We start from the raw sequence: 14440 nt of genomic DNA, 5'->3' as shown, positions 1-14440 counted from the left end.
AAATTTTCCATCTGGTCCCTTATTTCTAAATACACACAGTCCGAAAAAAGGCTGTGCAGGGAACAGCGTTTCCGCCGCCTGCACAGCCCTTTGCTGCCCTCTCGGGATTAAAATTATTCGTCTACGCTGTAGTTCGGAGCCTCTTTTGTGATGTGGATATCATGCGGATGGCTCTCGCGGAGTGCGGCTGCGGAGATCTTAACAAAATGACTGTTCTCCTGAAGCTCTTTGATATCATGAGCACCGCAATATCCCATACCGGCACGAAGACCGCCCAGCATCTGGAATACCGTATCCTCAACGAATCCCTTGTAAGCAACACGTCCTTCAACGCCTTCCGGAACAAGCTTCTTCGCGTTCGACTGGAAGTAACGGTCCTTACTGCCGTTCTCCATAGCAGAAATAGATCCCATTCCACGGTAAACTTTATATTTTCTTCCCTGATAAAGTTCGAAGTCTCCCGGGCTCTCATCGCAGCCCGCGAACATGGATCCCATCATGCAGACATTACCGCCGGCTGCGAGAGCCTTTGTAACATCTCCGGAATATTTGATACCGCCGTCGGCGATGATCGGAATACCGTACTCCTTAGCAACTGCATAGCAGTCCATAACAGCAGTGATCTGCGGAACACCGATACCTGCAACGACACGTGTCGTACAGATCGATCCCGGTCCGATACCAACCTTGACAGCGTCAACGCCGGCCTCGATCAGGGCTCTTGTAGCCTCACCCGTTGCAACGTTACCAGCGATTACCTGAAGATCCGGATATTTCTCCTTGATCATCTTTACGCAGTTGAGAACGTTCGCAGAGTGTCCGTGCGCAGAATCGAGAACAACAACATCGACCTTTGCATTTACAAGGGCTTCCGTTCTCTCAAGAACATTTGCTGTGATTCCGATTGCAGCACCGCAGAGAAGTCTTCCGTGGTCATCCTTTGCGGAGTTCGGATATTTGATCTGTTTCTCGATATCTTTGATCGTAATGAGTCCTTTTAAGTTAAAGTTTTCATCGACGATCGGAAGCTTCTCGACTCTTGCCTTTGCAAGAATGCGCTTTGCTTCTTCCATAGTTACGCCTTCTTTAGCTGTAACCAGATGCTCGGAAGTCATGCACTCCTTGATCTTCTTGGAATAATCTTCCTCAAATTTCAGATCACGGTTTGTGATGATTCCGACGAGCTTTTTACCCTCAGTGATCGGAACACCGGAAATGCGGAATTTTGCCATCAGCTCATCTGCATCTTTTAATGTATGTTCCGGGGACAAATAAAATGGGTCTGTGATTACTCCGTTTTCAGAACGTTTTACCTTATCTACCTCTTCAGCCTGCGCCTCGATCGACATGTTTTTGTGAATGATACCGATTCCGCCCTGTCGCGCCATAGCGATCGCCATGCGGTGCTCAGTAACGGTATCCATGCCGGCACTCATAAATGGAATATTGAGCTTGACTTTCTTTGTCAGGTGTGTTGAAACATCAACCTGATTCGGGATTACTTCAGAATATGCAGGTACGAGGAGCACATCATCAAATGTAATACCTTCACCAATGATCTTACCCATTTTATGGTTCCCTCTCTTTCTTCTGTTTTATTATTTTTAAAAAAAATATAACTAAAAACTGTCGTTGCGTCAGTTCCAGTTATTATCCTAGAGTATAACAGCTTTGTCGAATTTTAGCAACCGTCAATTCATATAATTTTTTTCACTTTTTTATTATTTTTGCTTATAAATTTCCGAAAATTTTTCAGCCCGGCAGTTCCAGCCTCGCCATACGGAATTACCGGTACTCTTTCAGGATCTCCAGAAACTCAAGATTTTCCTCGTGCGTCCGGACGCAGATCCTGTAAAATCTCGAATCGAGTTCCCTGTAGTTTTTGCAGGGCCGGATCAGGATCCCGTGTTCCAGGAAAAACTCGTACAGCCACGATTCCTGCTCCGTCTTAAAATCCTTAAACAGCAGGAAATTCGCCTCCGAATGGAACACTGTAAATCCCGCCTTTGTGAGTCCGTCCGAGAGAACCTTTCTCTCCTTTTCCACCAGCTCCCGCATTTTTTTCAGGAACGGGATCCGCTCATCCGAAAGAGCCGCCAGCCCAGCTTCCTGGGCCGGGATCGATACGCTCCACGGCTGCCAGTTTTCTTCCATCTGCTCGACAAGTCCCGGATCCGTGCAGAATCCATAGCCGATCCGCAGTCCCGCCATCGCGTATGTCTTCGTAAATGCCCTGAGGAGAAATAACGTTCCCCCATTTTCCGGCATTCCTTCCTTCCACGCCAGAAATTCCCGGATACAGCCATCCGCCTTTTCTTCATTTAAGAATTCGATAAAGCATTCATCGATCACGGCAACGATCCCCGCTCTTTTGCAGTAGTTGAGGATCTTTAAGAGATCCGCTTTTCTCATCATCGCACCGGTCGGATTTGCCGGTGTACACAAAAAGATCATATCGGGGCGTTCTTTTTTCAGAAATTCCAGATATTCAGAAATGTTCAGAAAAAAGGATTCCGATTCTTTTAAGTAAAAAAAGGAAACTTCCGTCCCACATGCTTTCAGTGCGGTCTCATATTCCATAAAAGACGGGGCGGGGATCGCGGCTTTCTTCGGGCATAACGTCTGCACCAGCCGGAAGATCAGCTCCGCAGCGCCGTTCCCGAAGATCATCATCTCCCCCGGGATCCCGGTAAGTTCCGACATTCTCGCGCGGAGTGCTCCGCAGGTACTGTCCGGGTATCTGGTGCTGAGTGCGATGCTCTTCATCGCCGCCTCCCACACAAAATTCGGCATCCCCAGTGGATTTACATTGATCGAAAAATCAAGCTCCACGTTCCGGTTCCGGTAAACATCACCGCCGTGTCCGTATTCCATCACTGCTCACCGCCTTTTAACAGCACCGGGATCCCGCAGACAACGCGAAAGACCGTTCCCGCGCGTGCTGCCAGATACTGGCACGCGTCCCCGGTCATCTCACGCCAGAGGCGGTCATCCGCGTCCGCCGGGACGATCCCGCAGCCGATCTCATCACAGGTGATGACTGCTGCCGGATTTTTTTCCAGAATTTCATCCAGAAAGCGGTACATGCACGCTTCCGCCCTGTCCCCGCAATTTTCCTCATTTCCAGCCGGATATTCCGTCCGCAGTCCCGACTCGTCCGGATCCTTGATCATTCTTCTTATATATATATGAAGATTTAAGATCACCTCCGCGTTGAACGCATCGGCAAATCGCATTTTTTCTCCGTCCGCCGCACAGATAAAGCGGTCTTCTCTGTTCTCCGCCGCCCTTTTCATGGCAAATTCCGCTTTTCCCTGATGCGCTCCCCCTGTGATCAGCGTGATCCCGTCTGTCATATGCTCCATTTTCTCCTTGTCCTCTCTCTGAGCCGTGTTCTTCTCCGCAGTTTTTATCTTTACCGGAATTCCGCAGAGGACCTCATACACTTCATCGGCCTCCCCGGCCAGCGCAATATTGATCTCTCCCAGAAGGTTCCGGTACTCTTCCGTCTCCTCCGAGTATGCCCCCTGATCTCCGGAGACATCATTTGTCACGATCACGAAAAAGCCGGACTTCCTCCTGACCTTTTCGATTCCGGCAAGGATCCTCTCTTTTGCATGTTCCGCCGGATTCTTCATATCTCCCCGGTACATCTCATTCGCCGCAAGGTTTGAAACGCATTCCAGAAGACAGCGGCTCCCAGCCGGGATCTCCGCCGTTTCAAGATCCACCGGACATTCGATCGTCCTGAAATTCTTCTCCGCCCGCATATTCCGGTGTTTCCGGATCCGCTCCCTGCACTCCTCATCCCAGGCGATCATCGTCGCCAGATACCAGGATGGGCAGGTCTTATTTTCTTCCGCCCGTTCTCTTTTATCCTGTTCAAGGATCAGCGATTCCGCAAATGCCGATTTTCCGCTCGAACTGCCTCCGTTTACAAGAATCATCATGGTCTCTTCTCTCCTATTATCCGTGTACATCACAAGCGCTGCCGCATAGCATCTTTTTACAGCCCGGGATCATACGCCGCCGCCACCGTCACGCCGTCTCCCGCTTCCTTTTTAAATAAGATCCGGCAGTCTCTGACTCCCATCCGGCAGGCTGCCACCGCAGATCTCTCGCAGACATTTCCGGTCCCCGTTGTCTTTTTGACAAATTCCGACTCTGTAAACGCTCCCGGCTGGCTATTCAGCTCCTCACTGGAAAAGGTGAGAAACGGGACCTGCAGCGTATTTGCAAAATCGATGATCCCCTGTTCCTGCTTTTTGATATCGATACTCGCGACCGCAAAGACACTTCTGAGGTCGATCCCGTTCCGCCTCATAGCATCCTCCACCGTCTCTCGGATCTTCTCCGCCGGAGTTCCCCGTTTACATCCGATCCCCAGTGCCACACACCTCGGTACGAGGCGCAGGACACGGTCTGACAGGATCCCGTCCTTCTCCCGGTCCGACACCGTGATCCGGATATTCCGTTTACAGAGCCGGTCGCGAAACAGTCCTTCCGGTATTTTTTTCCATCCTGAAAAGCCGAAATCCGAGAACACGCCAACCGGTTCCTCCGCAAGAATATCCGCCGAGATCCTTTTTGCAAGTACCCGGTCTGTGATCACAAGCCCGTGATCCGTCGCAAAGACATCCACTGCGAATTTCCGTTCCACATCCGTCGCCGTCGTGACGACAGGGACCGCCCCGATCCCACCGGCCACAAACTCCGCCAGGCGGTTTGCTCCTCCGACATGACCGGAAAGGAGCGGGATCACGAATGTTCCCGCCTCATCCACGCAGAGAACGGCCGGATCATGGAATTTATCCTGCACGAACGGGGCGATGGCGCGGACAGTGATCCCGCAGGCGCCGACAAAAATAAGCGCATCCGAGCGCTGAAACTCCGCCCCGGTCCACGCGGAAAGTCCGCCCTCCGCGATCGCCTGATAAGGAAGACCGGCATCTTCCCTGGCAAGCCGGAGCGCGTAACGCCCTGCGACCCACAGCGACGTGTCCCATTTTTCCTCATTTCCGCCGGCACTCCCCGTCCCGGCGATCTTTTTCATCGTTTCAAATCCCATTCTCGTAAAGCAGACGAGCGATACCTTCATCATCTTCCATCCTCTCCGGATCAAGTCTCACTTGCATTCAGCCAAACTCTTTCTTCCTCATTATAAAAGAAAACTGCCGGTTGTTCAACGGCAGTTTTCCTGTTACTTTTTGCGGGTAGGAATTTTCGGTCCGAAAATTTCCCTTTTTCTCCTCATCAGTTGTGTTCTTCCCCCGCAGACAGCTCTCTTTTCTTTTTTGTCATAAGACCGCCGATCCGTCCGCTCTCCTTTGCAGTGAGTGACCTCCACCCGCCGGCTACAACCTTGTCGGCAAGTCCCAGTTCCTTCGCGATCTCAAATTTCATCCGATCCTCCGGCTTTATATGCTCCGGATCGATCGGTTCCCTTTTCTTTTTAGACAATGGTCCACACTCCTTCCGTAAAGGAAGTATGCCCGGATCCTGTCTTTTTATTCCCTTAGTTTCCGCTCTGGAAGATCACGATCTTCTCTGTCTTTGCGGCATCATCTGCAGATGTCCAGACGAGGATATCGGTTCCCTCTGTGAGATCTTCCTCGGAAACGATATTTTTAGTCAGATACGGAAGAAGTCTTGTCTCAGCCGTGATCGTGTATTCGCTGCCATCCACGGTTGTTAAAACGAACTCTCCGTCTGCACTTCCCTGATCAAGGCTCTCTACCTGGGTATATTTCGGGAACGCCGCGTCCTCCGGAACATCCGTGATGATCATGATCCCGTTCGCGATCGGCGGCAGACTCATTGTCATCGCCGGTCCCACATAAACGTTCACTGCTTTTCCTTCCGTCAGAGTATCTGTTTCAACCGGGTAACCGTTGACGCCGTCGAGGATCTTTGTATCATCAGAGATCGTGATGATCACTTCCTCGGTGGAATCCCCGACCTGGCGGTTCATCGTAAGCTCACCGTTTTCCATGGAAACAACGGTGCCGACAAACGGAGCGTATTCACTCTCTGCCTCCGCTCCTGTGCCCTCCGGGTTTTCGCCGCCTGGAAGCATTGTCGCCTCATTTTCTGTCGTTGCGGAAGTTTCCGTTCCTGCCGGAGTCTCAACGACAACAGCTTTTGTCTCTTCCTTTGTCTGTCCGTCCGCCTTTGCACATCCGGTAATTCCCATAGATGCCATCATCATCGCTGCACATGCCAGCGCAGTCATTTTTTTCATATTCTTCATAATATCAGTTCCTCCTCAAATTTTCCAGATTTCAAAAAAGTTGTCGCAGCTGTTTTCTTTTTTGTAGGCATATCTTAGCATATAATTCTTGAAAATATACTAGGATTTCATTTACAAATCCCTTACGCATTTTTGTAGAAAGGATCCGGATTGCGGCATTTCTGCGGCAATCCGGGCACTTTGGAGTGCGCACCCCGGGCAGGCAATGCCCTTTTGCTTAACAGGGAGTTCCGTTGAAATTTCCCGTTAAACCAAAAAAGGGACATCACAACTGTGATGTCCCAAAAAATTCATTTCAGATCAAAGACTTCCGGATTACTCCTCTGTCTGCTCCTGTGCGTTGTCAGCCTCAAGAGCCTTCATGCTTAAGCTGATCTTTCTGTCTGCCTCGTTGAAGTCAACGATCTTTGCAGTGATCTCCTGACCGATGGAAAGTACATCAGCCGGTTTTGCAACGTGCTCTCTGGAGATCTGGGATACGTGAAGCAGAGCGTCTACGCCCGGCTCAAGCTCAACAAATGCACCAAAGTCAGTCATACGAGCTACTTTACCAGTAACTACGTTGCCTACTGCGTACTTCTCAGCAGCGTTTGCCCACGGATTTGTCTCCGGGAACTTCATGGAAAGGGCAATCTTCTCACCGTTGATGTCTTTGATGAGAGCTGTTACCTTATCGCCAACCTTAAATACTTTCTTCGGGTTCTCGATTCTGCCCCAGGACATCTCGGAGATGTGGAGTAAACCGTCAGCACCGCCGAGATCGATGAATGCACCGAAATCAGTTACGTTCTTAACAGTTCCTTCTACCTTGTCGCCTACAGCGATCTTCTCGAAGAGAGCTTTCTGCATCTCAGCCTTCTTAGCAACGATAAGCTGCTTGCGGTCACCGATGACTCTTCTTCTTCTCGGATTGAATTCTGTGATCACGAATTCGATCTCTTTATCAGCATATTTGGATAAATCTTTCTCATATACGTCGGATACAAGGCTTGCCGGGATGAAGATTCTTGCTTCGTCCACGATCACGCTTAAACCGCCGTCAAGAACCTGGGAAACCTTTGCAGTAAGAACTTCATGGTTCTCAAATGCTTCCTCAAGTCTCTTATTTCCTCTGTCTGCAGCCAGTCTCTTGTAAGAAAGAGCAACCTGACCTTCACCGTCGTTCACCTTTACGACTTTGGCTTCCATCTCGTCACCAACATGTACAAGATTTCTTAAGTCTACATTGGACTCGTTTGTGTATTCACTGCGGGTAATGATGCCATCAGACTTGTAACCAATATTTAAAACGATTTCGTCTTCTTTTACGTCAATGACCTTACCGGTGACAACCTCTCCTGTACGTATTGTTTTTAATGATTCTTCTAACATTTGTTCAAAACTTAATTCTGACATTTAGTATGAACCTCCTCGATAATATTGTTTGGGGTTGACGCCCCGGCCGTAATACCTACACTGCGCACAGAACTAATACATTCAGGATTAAAGTCGCCCAGAGTCTGGATGTAATAGGTGTTTTTACATTCCTTCCGGCAGATATCGTATAGCTTCTGGGTATTCGAGCTGTGTTTCCCGCCGATAACCAGCATCACGTCCACCTGCGAGGCTATCCTCATCGCTTCCACTTGTCTTTCCTGTGTTGCATTGCAAATCGTATTTAAAACAGTTATATCATACCGCGTTTTAGAAATTTTTTCAACTAGATCTTGAAATTTCTTGTAATTAAATGTCGTCTGGGATACGATACAAAGCTTTTCGTCCTCCGGTAATTCCAGTCTGCGGAAATCATCCATGTTTTCGATGACTTTTGTCCTCTCATCACCCCAGCCCTTGATGCCCTGCACTTCCGGATGGTCCTCACTGCCGACGATCAGGACTCTTCTTCCCTCTGCGGTCTGTTTTTCCACGATCCGGTGGATCTTTTTTACATACGGACATGTGGCGTCGACGATCTCCACTCCGTTTTCTTTTAAAATATCATAGACGTCTTTTCCGACACCGTGGGAACGGATCACAACAACAGCATCGCGGATCGTCTTCAGCTCTTCCAGAGTGTCGATGACCTCCACTCCTTTTTCCTGAAGATCCCCCACGACCTGTTCATTGTGGATGATCGGACCGTAGGTGTAGATCGGTTTTTCCGTCTTTCCGATCTGCTCATATACTTTTTCCACAGCACGCTTCACGCCAAAGCAGAAGCCCGCTGTCTTTGCCACTGTTACTTCCATGTCACGCACCCTGCTTTTTCTCGATCATCGCAACGATCGCGTCCACAACTTCCTTCAGAGTCATGTCGGAGCTGTCAAGAAGCACCGCATCCTCCGCCTGCTTTAACGGAGAATTCTCCCGGTGCATATCCCGGTAGTCCCGGTCGATGATGTCCTTCTCGATCTCGTCGAGATCACAGTCAGTCCCTTTCTCTTTGAGCTCATTGTAGCGGCGTTTTGCACGGACTGCGGAGCTTGCAGTCAGATACACCTTCACGTCGGCATCCGGAAGGACGCAGGTTCCGATATCGCGGCCGTCCATGATGACGTCCGCCTGTCTTGCCAGCTCCTTCTGGAGTTCTACAAGCTTCTCCCGGACCTTTTTATAGACAGAAGTCGCAGACGCCATATTTCCTACCTCCTCGGTGCGGATCAGACCGGACACATTCTCACCGTTTAAGATCACCTGCTGCGCACCGTTCTCATAGCGGATCGTGATCTCCACCTGCCCCAGCGCGGCGTTGATCGCACTCTCGTCCGTTTTGTCGATGCCTTTTCGAAGAAAATAGAGTGCCATGGCCCGGTACATCGCTCCGGTGTCCACATAGATAAAGTTTTTCAGTGCCGCGACAGATTTTGCCACGGTACTCTTTCCGGCCCCTGCCGGGCCGTCGATCGCTACATTAAAAGACATGTCATTCTCCCCTTAGTTTATTTCAAGTTTTTTTATTTATTCGTGACTGTTCATTTATTCCGCACTTCTTCCGGCCAGCATTCCCGTCGACCAGGCGATCTGCAGGTTGAATCCGCCGGTGACGCCGTCCAGGTCAAGGACCTCTCCGGCGAAGTAGAGACCTTTTAACTTCTTCGACTCCATCGTGGACGGATTCACTTCCTTCACGTTCACGCCGCCCTGGGTCACGATCGCCTCATTATATCCGCGAAGTCCTGTGAGCGTTACCGTGAATGCCTTCGTGAGGTCGACCAGGCGCTTCCGCTCCTCAGCCGTCACCTCATTGACCTGTTTTTCCGGATCGATCCCGCTTCTTTTGATCATCACAGGGATCAGTTTTGCCGGGAAGAGATGGTTCAGCGCGTTCTTGAACTGCTTATTCTTCGCCTCATCGAAATCCCGCAGGATCCTGGCGTCCAGCTGCTCTTTCGAGAGCGCCGGTTTCAGGTCGATATCCATCTTAAGAGGCGTTTTTCTGATGATCTTCGCAGCATAGCTGCTGGCGCTTAAAACGACCGGTCCGCTGACGCCAAAATGGGTAAACAGCATTTCCCCGAATTCTTTCCAGAGAACCTTCTTTCCGTTCCAGACCGTCACCTCTATATTTCTCAGGGAAAGTCCCTGAAGCTCTTTCACATCGTCCTCCGCACACACGAACGGGACAAGCGCCGGTGACAGCGGTGTCACCGTATGGCCTGCCTCCTTTGCAAACCGGTATCCGTCCCCGGTAGACCCTGTAGACGGGTAGGAAAGTCCGCCTGTGGCGATCACCACCGCGTCGGCCTCTACGGTCTTTCCTGATTTTTCCAGGATGATCCCGGCTGCCTTTTCCTCGCGGATCACGATATCCTTTACCGGCTCATTCAGAAAGATCTTTACGCCGAGGGATCTCATCTTCCGCTCCAGAGCCCCTGTCACATCGGATGCATGATCCGATACCGGGAACATCCTTGCGCCGCGCTCTTCCTTTACCGGACAGCCATTTGCCTCCACGAGATCCACGATATCGAAATTCGTGAACCCGTAGATCGCACTGTAGAGGAATTTTCCGTTGGAGACCATGTGTCTGAACAGGTCCTCCGTATCGCAGCCGTTTGTCAGGTTGCATCTTCCTTTTCCTGTAATATAGATCTTTTTTCCAAGCTTTTCATTTTTTTCATAGACGGAGACGTCATGTCCGCACTCCGCGGCGCCGATGGCAGCAGCCATTCCCGCTGCCCCGCCGCCGATAATCACAACTTTACTCATTTCTTCTTATCTTTTTCCACTTCTTTTATCTTTTTCTCCATGGCATCCGCCACAGTCTCGAGGACCTTGATCCTCGCATACCATTTGGAATTTCCTTCCACGACGATCCAGGGTGCGTCCTTCGTGGAGGTCTTTTCCAGCATTTCATTCACTGCAAGGACATAGGAATCCCACTTCTCCCGGTTTCTCCAGTCCTCGTCCGTGATCTTCCACTGTTTCTCCGGATTTTTCATCCTGTCATTGAAGCGCCGTTCCTGCTCATCTTTGTCGATCTGGATCCAGAATTTCAGGACAAGTGCTCCGGAATTGACGAAATGCGTTTCCATCTCGTTGATCTCCCGGTAGGCATGATGCCAGTCTGCCTCGGAGCAGAATCCCTCGATCCTCTCCACCATGACTCTTCCGTACCAGGTCCGGTCGAAGATCGCGATATGTCCGGCCTTCGGCACATTGTTCCAGAATCTCCAGAGATAGTGGTGGGATTTTTCCAGGTCATTCGGGGATGCCGTCGGGCAGACCTTGTAACCTCTCGGGTCGAGGTGGCTTGTCAGACGCTTGATCGCGCCGCCTTTTCCAGCCGCATCCCATCCCTCGAATCCCAGGATCACCGGGATCCGCAGACGATAGAGTTCCCCGTGGAGCGTCTCCAGGCGTTTCTGGATCTTTGCCAGTTTTTTCCGGTACTCTGCCTCCTTGAGGCTCTTCGTAAGATCCGCTTTCGCAAGAACCCCTTTTTCATACCGGTCCGGCGGGAGCGGAGCTTCAAAAAGTTCCGGCTCTTTTCCTGCCCGTTTTTTCTCAAGCGCCTTTTCCAGAACATCCGCCACCGTCTTTATCACTGTAAGGGCCGTTTCCGTCTTATCCTTCGCATCGATCACATACCAAGGTGCGTAAGGCATATCGGTCCGGCGGATCATCTCGTCGCTGATCTTTTTGTATTTTCCGTAGTGGGCGTTCCTCTCACGCTCTTTTTCTGTCACGCGCCATGCGGTATCCTTTGATCCCAGGAGTTTTTCAAACCGTTTTGCCTGTTCTTTTTCCGATATTTCGAGGAACAGCTTCACGATGACTGTTCCGCCGTCCACGAGACAGCGTTCAAATGCAAGAATATCCTCAAACGCTGCATCCACCTGTTTCTCCTTCAGGATCCCCTCAAAGCGGTCCGCCTGGACTCTCCGGTACCAGCTCGTGTCATAGATCGCGATCCGCCCCGCTGCCGGAGCATGAACCGCAAACCTCCAGAGGAACGGGCGGAGTGCCTCCTCCTCGGTATCCTTGTCTCCGGTGTAAACGTCAAATCCTCTCGGATCAAGCGCCTGCATGAGACGCCCGATCTGAACGCCCTTTCCGGCGCCATCATACCCGTCAAACAGGATATAGACCGGGATCTTTTCCTCCTTACATTCCCGCTGCAGGCTTCCGAGTCTTTCCATCTCTTTTTTCAGGACTTCTTTTTTCTGCTTTTTTTCATCTTTCATCGGCTGATTCCTCCACTCTATGGTCCGATCAGACATTCTTAACCATTTTTGTTTCCCATGCCTATTTGCAGCTTTTCCGCCCTGGCACGATTTGTCATCAGTTTCTTCCAATTCCCGTCCGGGTATGCTTTTTACTGATTCATCCGCGCGTGCTCTCCCGCAAGCTCTTCATACAATTTCAGCGCATTCCAGTTCTGGTTCGTCGGTGTGAGCACTGCCTTGTAGTCGATTCGTCCGGCTCCTGCCTTTCTGAGCGCCAGGATCACCCGGTCCACCTGTCCGGACGTGAGACCTGCCATCACCATCATCTCTTTTTCAAAGTCCTCTCCGTCGTAGATCTCGCCGCAGGAAGCGATCTCCTTCACTCCTGCGAGATATCCCACCGGTTCCAGATACTCTTCCTTCTTCACTGCGCGAAGCTTCATTCCAAGCGGAAACAGCGCTTTTTTGATCTTTAACAGTCTCTCGCCCTCTGGCAGATGGTATAAAAGGATCGTAGGTTTCATATATTTTTCTGATTCCTTCCTGTTTTCATGTATTTCATTATATCAATTCCCGTGCAGCTTTGCAACGGCACAGAAAGATCCATGATTTTTTTGTTGATTTTTCCCTGGATTCTGATATAATAAATTTACTTCCGGGGTATGGCGTAGCTTGGTAGCGCGCTCGGCTGGGGGCCGAGAGGTCGCAGGTTCAAATCCTGTTGCCCCGATTTTTATAAGAGCAGAGGCTGAAAAAGCCTCTGCTCTTTTTGTTTTTCTTCTCTATTCTTCTTTCAGCACCCCGTTTATCCCGCGGATCACAAGCATCGTGATCACCATCAGCGCGATCGCGATCGGAAGTGCGATCCAGGCGGACTGGACGAAGCCTGCGATGATGTAGGAGATAAAGGATACCACCGCAGCCACGATCGCATACGGAAGCTGGGTCGTCACATGGTTTACATGCTCACACTGGGCACCGGCAGACGCCATGATCGTCGTGTCAGAGATCGGGGAACAGTGATCCCCGCAGACAGCTCCTGCCATGCAGGCGGAGATGGAGATGATCATGAGATCCGGATTGCTGTTCTCAAATACCGCAACAACGATCGGGATCAGGATTCCGAAGGTTCCCCAGGATGTTCCCGTCGCAAATGCCAGGAAACAGCCCACAACGAAGATGATCGCCGGAAGGAAATTTAAGAAGGAACGGGCGCTGGACGCAACCACAGTCGCCACATAGACATCTGCGCCGAGGCTGTCCGTCATCGCCTTTAATGTCCAGGCAAATGACAGGATCATGATCGCCGGGACCATGGACTTAAAGCCTTCTGGGATACATGCCATGCACTCGGAGAATTTCAGGACCCGGCGCACCTGATAGAGAGCGATCGTGATCAAAAGTCCAAAAAAGCTTCCCATCGTAAGTCCCAGGGACGCGTCACTCTGGGAGAAGGCTGTCACAAAATCCTCTCCTGAGAAAAATCCACCCGTATAGAGCATGCCGATCATGCAGCAGATGATCAGGGATATGATCGGGATCAGAAGATCCAGAACAGTTCCCCTGACAGAGACCTCCGGCTGTTTCTCCGTGTCATACGGACGTCCCGGCGTGGTATAAAGGTCCCCCTTGAGCGCATTCTTCTCATGAAATTTCATAGAGCCGAATTCTGTCCGTAAGAGTACCATTCCGATCATCATCACGATCGTCAGGATCGCGTAAAAGTTGTATGGGATCGCCCGCACGAAGATAGAAAATCCGTCCTCGCCCTCAACAAATCCGGTAACCGCGGCCGCCCAGGAAGAGATCGGCGCGATAATGCAGATCGGAGCTGCCGTCGCATCGATCAGGTACGCGAGTTTTGCTCTTGAGACTTTAAATTTGTCTGTCACAGGGCGCATCACGCTTCCCACAGTCAGGCAGTTAAAATAATCATCGATAAAGATCAGACAGCCCAACAGGATCGTCGCAAGCTCCGCGCCCACGCGTCCCTTAATATGATCCGCCGCAAACTGGCCGAATGCTGCCGACCCGCCGGCCCGGTTCATCAGGCACACCATCGTTCCAAGGATCACAAGGAAGATCAGGATTCCCACATTGTAGCTGTCAGAGAGAACGCTGATCATTCCGTCCTCAAAAATATGGGTGATCGTTCCCTCAAAGCTGAAACCGGAATACAGGATTCCACCCATGAGAACACCAACGAACAGAGAACTGTACACCTCTTTTGTGACAAGTGCCAGCCCGATCGCCACGACCGGCGGAACGAGCGCCCAGAACGTCGCGTAGACCGCCGGCACATACTCTTCCGTCTGCTCCGCGCCAAATACGGTTGTCGCGAACACCAGGATCAGCACCACGGAAAGCACTGCTGTCCTTTTTATATTTTTCTTCATATCCGTCATAACGGACTCCTCCCTCCTGCCTCCGGAGAGTTCCACGCTCTCCGCTTTTCCTGCAGTTCTATGTTTTATGTGACTGTCCGGTGCCTTCCGGCTGCCGGATTATTTTTATGTAACAGAGAATTCCCCGGAATTTCCTG

General features: G+C 50.8%; 13 protein-coding genes and 1 tRNA gene. 1 reads left to right on the top strand and 13 read right to left on the bottom strand.

The window, feature by feature from the left end; all coding sequences use genetic code 11:
* Positions 1-113: 113 nt before the first annotated feature.
* The 12 genes from guaB to FN001_RS06310 all read right to left on the bottom strand — a co-directional run bounded on the left by guaB (position 114) and on the right by FN001_RS06310 (position 12422).
* Positions 114-1568, bottom strand: coding sequence for an IMP dehydrogenase (gene guaB, locus FN001_RS06365; protein WP_021905973.1), 1455 nt, complete (start codon positions 1566-1568; stop codon positions 114-116).
* Positions 1569-1785: 217 nt separating this feature from the next.
* The gene (locus tag FN001_RS06360) at positions 1786-2874 is read right to left on the bottom strand and encodes a pyridoxal phosphate-dependent aminotransferase (RefSeq protein ID WP_142411194.1); all 1089 of its coding nucleotides are present in this window, start codon (positions 2872-2874) and stop codon (positions 1786-1788) included.
* The gene (locus FN001_RS06355; protein ID WP_142411193.1) at positions 2874-3950 is read right to left on the bottom strand and encodes a bifunctional adenosylcobinamide kinase/adenosylcobinamide-phosphate guanylyltransferase; all 1077 of its coding nucleotides are present in this window, start codon (positions 3948-3950) and stop codon (positions 2874-2876) included. The genes FN001_RS06360 and FN001_RS06355 overlap by 1 nt, the downstream gene beginning before the upstream one ends.
* Before the next feature lie 56 nt (positions 3951-4006).
* Complete coding sequence (locus FN001_RS06350; protein ID WP_142411192.1) at positions 4007-5101, bottom strand: cobalt-precorrin 5A hydrolase; 1095 nt, start codon at positions 5099-5101, stop codon at positions 4007-4009.
* Between the two features lie 152 nt (positions 5102-5253).
* The gene (locus tag FN001_RS06345; protein ID WP_185911852.1) at positions 5254-5460 is read right to left on the bottom strand and encodes a small, acid-soluble spore protein, alpha/beta type; all 207 of its coding nucleotides are present in this window, start codon (positions 5458-5460) and stop codon (positions 5254-5256) included.
* Positions 5461-5515: 55 nt separating this feature from the next.
* Positions 5516-6250 carry a hypothetical protein gene (locus FN001_RS06340; RefSeq protein ID WP_142411191.1) on the bottom strand — a complete coding sequence of 245 codons (735 nt, stop codon included), beginning with the start codon at positions 6248-6250 and terminating at the stop codon, positions 5516-5518.
* 315 nt (positions 6251-6565) lie between these two features.
* Positions 6566-7645: a 30S ribosomal protein S1 gene (rpsA, locus tag FN001_RS06335; protein WP_118297830.1), complete on the bottom strand. Its 1080-nt coding sequence runs from the start codon at positions 7643-7645 to the stop codon at positions 6566-6568.
* Complete coding sequence (ispH, locus tag FN001_RS06330) at positions 7633-8478, bottom strand: 4-hydroxy-3-methylbut-2-enyl diphosphate reductase (protein WP_118513519.1); 846 nt, start codon at positions 8476-8478, stop codon at positions 7633-7635. The genes rpsA and ispH overlap by 13 nt, the downstream gene beginning before the upstream one ends.
* Position 8479: 1 nt before the next feature.
* Positions 8480-9151, bottom strand: a complete 672-nt coding sequence (gene cmk / locus FN001_RS06325) for a (d)CMP kinase (RefSeq protein WP_118297828.1) — start codon at positions 9149-9151, stop codon at positions 8480-8482.
* A 54-nt stretch (positions 9152-9205) separates the two neighbouring features.
* Complete coding sequence (locus FN001_RS06320) at positions 9206-10438, bottom strand: BaiN/RdsA family NAD(P)/FAD-dependent oxidoreductase (RefSeq protein ID WP_142411190.1); 1233 nt, start codon at positions 10436-10438, stop codon at positions 9206-9208.
* The gene (gene pap, locus FN001_RS06315) at positions 10435-11916 is read right to left on the bottom strand and encodes a polyphosphate:AMP phosphotransferase (RefSeq protein ID WP_142411189.1); all 1482 of its coding nucleotides are present in this window, start codon (positions 11914-11916) and stop codon (positions 10435-10437) included. The genes FN001_RS06320 and pap overlap by 4 nt, the downstream gene beginning before the upstream one ends.
* A 131-nt stretch (positions 11917-12047) precedes the next feature.
* Positions 12048-12422, bottom strand: a complete 375-nt coding sequence (locus tag FN001_RS06310; RefSeq protein WP_118297825.1) for a DUF3783 domain-containing protein — start codon at positions 12420-12422, stop codon at positions 12048-12050.
* Positions 12423-12554: 132 nt separating this feature from the next.
* On the opposite strand from FN001_RS06310, the gene FN001_RS06305 reads away from it, so the two are divergent.
* Positions 12555-12628, top strand: a tRNA-Pro gene (locus FN001_RS06305).
* A 52-nt stretch (positions 12629-12680) separates the two neighbouring features.
* Here FN001_RS06305 and FN001_RS06300 read toward each other — a convergent pair.
* Complete coding sequence (locus FN001_RS06300) at positions 12681-14303, bottom strand: Na+/H+ antiporter NhaC family protein (protein WP_486463487.1); 1623 nt, start codon at positions 14301-14303, stop codon at positions 12681-12683.
* Positions 14304-14440 lie beyond the last annotated feature (137 nt).

This window comes from Clostridium sp. Marseille-P7770 (assembly GCF_902143525.1).
Lineage (GTDB): Bacteria > Bacillota > Clostridia > Lachnospirales > Lachnospiraceae > Pilosibacter.
Note: the sequence above shows the minus strand (reverse complement) of the source record. Positions and strands in the feature narration are given on the sequence as shown.

Bases quoted from the DNA above. Each gene is read 5' to 3' on its own strand.
- guaB (WP_021905973.1), bottom strand. From the start codon at position 1,568: ATGGGTAAGATCATTGGTGAAGGTATTACATTTGATGATGTGCTCCTC.
- FN001_RS06360 (WP_142411194.1), bottom strand. From the start codon at position 2,874: ATGGAATACGGACACGGCGGTGATGTTTACCGGAACCGGAACGTGGAG.
- FN001_RS06355 (WP_142411193.1), bottom strand. From the start codon at position 3,950: ATGATGATTCTTGTAAACGGAGGCAGTTCGAGCGGAAAATCGGCATTT.
- FN001_RS06350 (WP_142411192.1), bottom strand. From the start codon at position 5,101: ATGATGAAGGTATCGCTCGTCTGCTTTACGAGAATGGGATTTGAAACG.
- FN001_RS06340 (WP_142411191.1), bottom strand. From the start codon at position 6,250: ATGAAGAATATGAAAAAAATGACTGCGCTGGCATGTGCAGCGATGATG.
- rpsA (WP_118297830.1), bottom strand. From the start codon at position 7,645: ATGTCAGAATTAAGTTTTGAACAAATGTTAGAAGAATCATTAAAAACA.
- ispH (WP_118513519.1), bottom strand. From the start codon at position 8,478: ATGGAAGTAACAGTGGCAAAGACAGCGGGCTTCTGCTTTGGCGTGAAG.
- cmk (WP_118297828.1), bottom strand. From the start codon at position 9,151: ATGTCTTTTAATGTAGCGATCGACGGCCCGGCAGGGGCCGGAAAGAGT.
- FN001_RS06320 (WP_142411190.1), bottom strand. From the start codon at position 10,438: ATGAGTAAAGTTGTGATTATCGGCGGCGGGGCAGCGGGAATGGCTGCT.
- pap (WP_142411189.1), bottom strand. From the start codon at position 11,916: ATGAAAGATGAAAAAAAGCAGAAAAAAGAAGTCCTGAAAAAAGAGATG.
- FN001_RS06310 (WP_118297825.1), bottom strand. From the start codon at position 12,422: ATGAAACCTACGATCCTTTTATACCATCTGCCAGAGGGCGAGAGACTG.
- FN001_RS06300 (WP_486463487.1), bottom strand. From the start codon at position 14,303: ATGACGGATATGAAGAAAAATATAAAAAGGACAGCAGTGCTTTCCGTG.